The 3,260-nt window shown below is 71.7% G+C and carries 5 protein-coding genes and 1 pseudogene; 3 read left to right on the top strand and 3 right to left on the bottom strand.

The window, feature by feature from the left end:
- Positions 1-892 (bottom strand): ATP-binding cassette domain-containing protein (locus JS521_RS34750; protein ID WP_239488249.1); only part of this gene is annotated, 892 nt, incomplete at its 3' end.
- A gap of 127 nt (positions 893-1,019) precedes the next feature.
- Between JS521_RS34750 and JS521_RS34745 the strand changes: the two genes are divergently transcribed.
- The gene (locus tag JS521_RS34745; RefSeq protein WP_205086854.1) at positions 1,020-1,880 is read left to right on the top strand and encodes a TetR/AcrR family transcriptional regulator C-terminal domain-containing protein; all 861 of its coding nucleotides are present in this window, start codon (positions 1,020-1,022) and stop codon (positions 1,878-1,880) included.
- A 31-nt stretch (positions 1,881-1,911) separates the two neighbouring features.
- Positions 1,912-2,313 (top strand): PPOX class F420-dependent oxidoreductase, encoded by a 402-nt coding sequence (locus JS521_RS34740; protein WP_205086853.1) that lies wholly within the window; start codon positions 1,912-1,914, stop codon positions 2,311-2,313.
- A gap of 22 nt (positions 2,314-2,335) precedes the next feature.
- Here the strand turns inward: JS521_RS34740 and JS521_RS34735 are convergent, their stop codons facing one another.
- Positions 2,336-2,878, bottom strand: a complete 543-nt coding sequence (locus tag JS521_RS34735) for a hypothetical protein (RefSeq protein WP_205086852.1) — start codon at positions 2,876-2,878, stop codon at positions 2,336-2,338.
- On the opposite strand from JS521_RS34735, the gene JS521_RS34730 reads away from it, so the two are divergent.
- Positions 2,877-3,110 carry a hypothetical protein gene (locus JS521_RS34730; RefSeq protein WP_205086851.1) on the top strand — a complete coding sequence of 78 codons (234 nt, stop codon included), beginning with the start codon at positions 2,877-2,879 and terminating at the stop codon, positions 3,108-3,110. The genes JS521_RS34735 and JS521_RS34730 overlap by 2 nt on opposite strands.
- Positions 3,111-3,160: 50 nt before the next feature.
- Here JS521_RS34730 and JS521_RS34725 read toward each other — a convergent pair.
- Positions 3,161-3,260 (bottom strand): annotated as a pseudogene (locus JS521_RS34725) (bifunctional methylenetetrahydrofolate dehydrogenase/methenyltetrahydrofolate cyclohydrolase); the annotation flags it as partial.

Below are 3,260 nucleotides of genomic sequence, written 5' to 3'. Positions count from 1 at the left end.
CGGCGGCCCCCGGGGGGGGGGGGCCCCGGGGGGGGCCCCCCCGGGGGGGGGGCCGGGGGGGGCGGGGGGGGGCCCGCCCCCCCCCCCCCCCCCCGGCCACCCGGTCGACGGCCTTCGCCACCGCGTCCAGGTCCCCCGGGTCGGCGGCGACCACCTCGATCCGATCACCGCCGACCCGGTTCTTCAGCGCGTCCGGGGTGTCGTCGGCGATGGCCCGGCCCCGGTCGATGACGGTGATGTGCGAGGCGAGCCGGTCGGCCTCGTCGAGGTACTGCGTGGTCAGCAGCACCGTCGTCCCGCCCGCCACCAGCGCCCGGACCGCCTCCCAGACCTCACCGCGGCCGCGCGGGTCGAGCCCGGTCGTCGGCTCGTCCAGGAAGAGCACGTCGGGCTGGAGGATCATCGAGGAGGCGAGGTCGAGCCGCCGCCGCATGCCACCGCTGTACGCGCCGGCGCCCTTGTCGGCCGCCTCGGTCAAGTCGAACCGCTCCAGCAACTCCCCGGCGCGCTGCCGGGCCCGGCGGCTGCCGAGGTGGAAGAGGCGCCCGAACATCTCCAGGTTCTGCCGCCCGGTGAGGCCCTCGTCGACGGCCGCGTACTGGCCGGCGAGCCCGATCCGGCTCCGTACGCGGCGGGGTTCGCGGGCCACGTCGAGCCCGGCGACCTCGGCGCGGCCCGCGTCGTACCGCAGCAGGGTCGCGAGGATCCGTACGGCGGTGGTCTTGCCGGCCCCGTTCGGGCCGAGCAGGCCGTGGACGGTGCCGGGGCGGACGGCGAGGTCGAACCCGTCGAGCGCCCGTTTCTCCGGCCCGCCCTTTCCCCGGTACCGCTTCACGACACCTTCGGCGAGCACCGCGTACCCGGATGTGGATGCGGATGTAGATGCGGACATGGCACAACCCCCTGTTTCTCCGACCGACGGGAAGCGAACTGAGTACACCGTACCCCAAAGTGAGTACGCCGTACCCTGATGCGAGTACGGCGTACCCAAATCCGCTTCGGAGCACTACGCTGCCCTCATGGCGAAAGACGGAACGACAGCGGCCACGAATGGCACGGGCGGTACGGACGGCAGGAACGGCACGGACAGCACGAACACCGCGAGCGGCGATATCGCACGCAGCCTGGAACTGCTGTGGGGCACCGGCGAGCGCCCGGGCCGCGGCCCCAAACCGGGCCTCACCCTGGACCGGATCGTCACCGCCGCGGTCGCCGTCGCGGACGCGGAAGGGCTGGCCGCCGTCTCGATGCGCCGCCTCTCCACCGAGCTGGGCACGGGCACGATGTCGCTCTACCGGTACGTCCCCGGCAAGGCCGAACTGCTGGACCTGATGCTCGACCGGGTGCTGGGCGAGCCCCTGCCCTCCACCGACGCCTCCACGGCCCTCACCGAGGCACCCCCCGCCCCCGCCGACTGGCGGGCGGCCGTCGACACCATGGCCCGCGACTACCTGGACAACCTGCGCCGCCACCCCTGGCTGCTGAAGATCAACCAGGCCCGTACGGTGCTCGGTCCCAGCGCCCTGCGCGGACTGGAGCTCGCGCTCACCGGCCTGCGGGGGATGGGGCTGCGCGACCCCGAGCTGATCGGCGTGATCATCACGGTCAACAGCTTCGTGGAGGGCCTCGCCCGCACCCAGGCCGACGCGGCGGAGGCGGTACGGCAGACCGGGCTGAGCGACGAGGTGTTCTGGGACCACCAGCGCCCGTTCCTGGAGCGGGCCATGCTCAGCGGCGCGTACCCGATGATGGCGAGCATGTCGGAGGACACCTTCAGCCCCGAATTCGACCAGTTCGAGTTCGGGCTGCAACGGATCATCGCCGGTTTCGACGTGCTGGTCCGGGAACGGGCGGCGGATCGGGAGGCGTCCCGCACATGACAGGGCGGCCGGCCCGTGTCCCAATGGATATATGGACGCCAGCCGGGAGCTCGCTCCTTTCGTCAAGCAGTACGCCGTCCTGCTGAGCACCCACCGGCAGGACGGGACCTCCGTCGGCACACCGGTCAACATCGCCGTCGAGGGCGATCACGCGTTCATCCGCACGTTCTCCTCCGCCTGGAAGGTCGAGCGGATGCGCAACCACCCACGGGTGGAACTCGCCCCCTGCACGGTGCGGGGTGTCCCGACCGGCCCGCAGATCAGGGCGCACGCACGGCTGCTGCGGCCGGGCACGAAGGAGAACACGCACGCGGCGCGGATGCTGTCGCGCAAGTATCCGGTCGTACAGGGCGTGCTCGTCCCGCTCGCGCACCGGCTGAAGCGGGACCGGACGCTGCACTACGAGGTGTGGCCGGTGACGGACGAGGAGTGAGAGGCGTACGGGGCCATGCCCGTCAGGAGCTGTCTGCTCCCGGGCGGCCCGCATGACGACCGTCACGATGCCCCGTCGGGCGGCGCCGCACGTAGCGGGTGAGTACGGTCAGCAGGTAGACCTCAACCGCCAGGGTGACGGCTCCGACGCATACGGCGCTCACCGAGCCGTACATCATGAACGCGGTGTGCGACACGAGGATCCCGCCGATCAGCCAGATGCGATGCCGGTCGCTCCAGTCGGCGGCCGCCCTCCAGCGCAGCACCAGAAGGCCGAAGGGCACGGCGGTCATGGCCGCGACGAACAGACGCTGCAGGGGCGACATCAGGTCGCCGAGCAGCAGGTGGGATCCGAGGCCCAGCGGGAGCAACGTGGTCAGGAAGGCCATTGTCAGATACAGGGACACGAACCCGACCACCCCGGGGCGAGGCACGGACCGGGCCGACGGGCGCAGACGCCTGGTGCGGCGGTGGGGCAGCACCACCAGTGCGATCACCCAGCACAGGGCGATGAGGGCGAGGAACGCCGCCGTCCAGCCCCCCGGTGCCCGATATCCGGGATCCATGAGCCCGGAGATGCATACGCGCAGCCCGAAGACACCCACGATCGCCAGGGCGACGGCGCCGAGCAGGCCCTTGTTGCTCAGGTACGGCCGGACCGAGGAACTGTTCGCGAGCGGCCGGTTCCCGCTGCTCGCGCAGGTGCACGAGGAATCGCCCCCTGACCTCGACGAACTGTTCGAATACAGTCTCGCCCGGCATCTCGACGGCTTCGCCATCCTGGTGGGCGAGCGATGAATGCCACGGCCCTCGTCGGGTCACGCGGTGCGGTGGTCGGGGACGACGAACTGCCGGACCACGCACCGGCCGGGGCTCATGGGGTGCAGCCCGTCGGCGTCCTTCTCCGGGTCCATCAGCTCCAGCACCCGGTTGGTGTCGATGCCCTTG

Source organism: Streptomyces durocortorensis (assembly GCF_016901035.1).
GTDB lineage: Bacteria > Actinomycetota > Actinomycetes > Streptomycetales > Streptomycetaceae > Streptomyces > Streptomyces durocortorensis.
The sequence above is the reverse complement of the archived record's forward strand: the minus strand, read 5'-3'. Positions and strand labels throughout refer to the sequence as shown.

Coding starts and splice junctions, on each gene's coding strand:
- JS521_RS34735 (WP_205086852.1), bottom strand. CDS start 2,878: ATGGATCCCGGATATCGGGCACCGGGGGGCTGGACGGCGGCGTTCCTC.
- JS521_RS34745 (WP_205086854.1), top strand. CDS start 1,020: ATGGCGAAAGACGGAACGACAGCGGCCACGAATGGCACGGGCGGTACG.
- JS521_RS34740 (WP_205086853.1), top strand. CDS start 1,912: ATGGACGCCAGCCGGGAGCTCGCTCCTTTCGTCAAGCAGTACGCCGTC.
- JS521_RS34730 (WP_205086851.1), top strand. CDS start 2,877: ATGAGCCCGGAGATGCATACGCGCAGCCCGAAGACACCCACGATCGCC.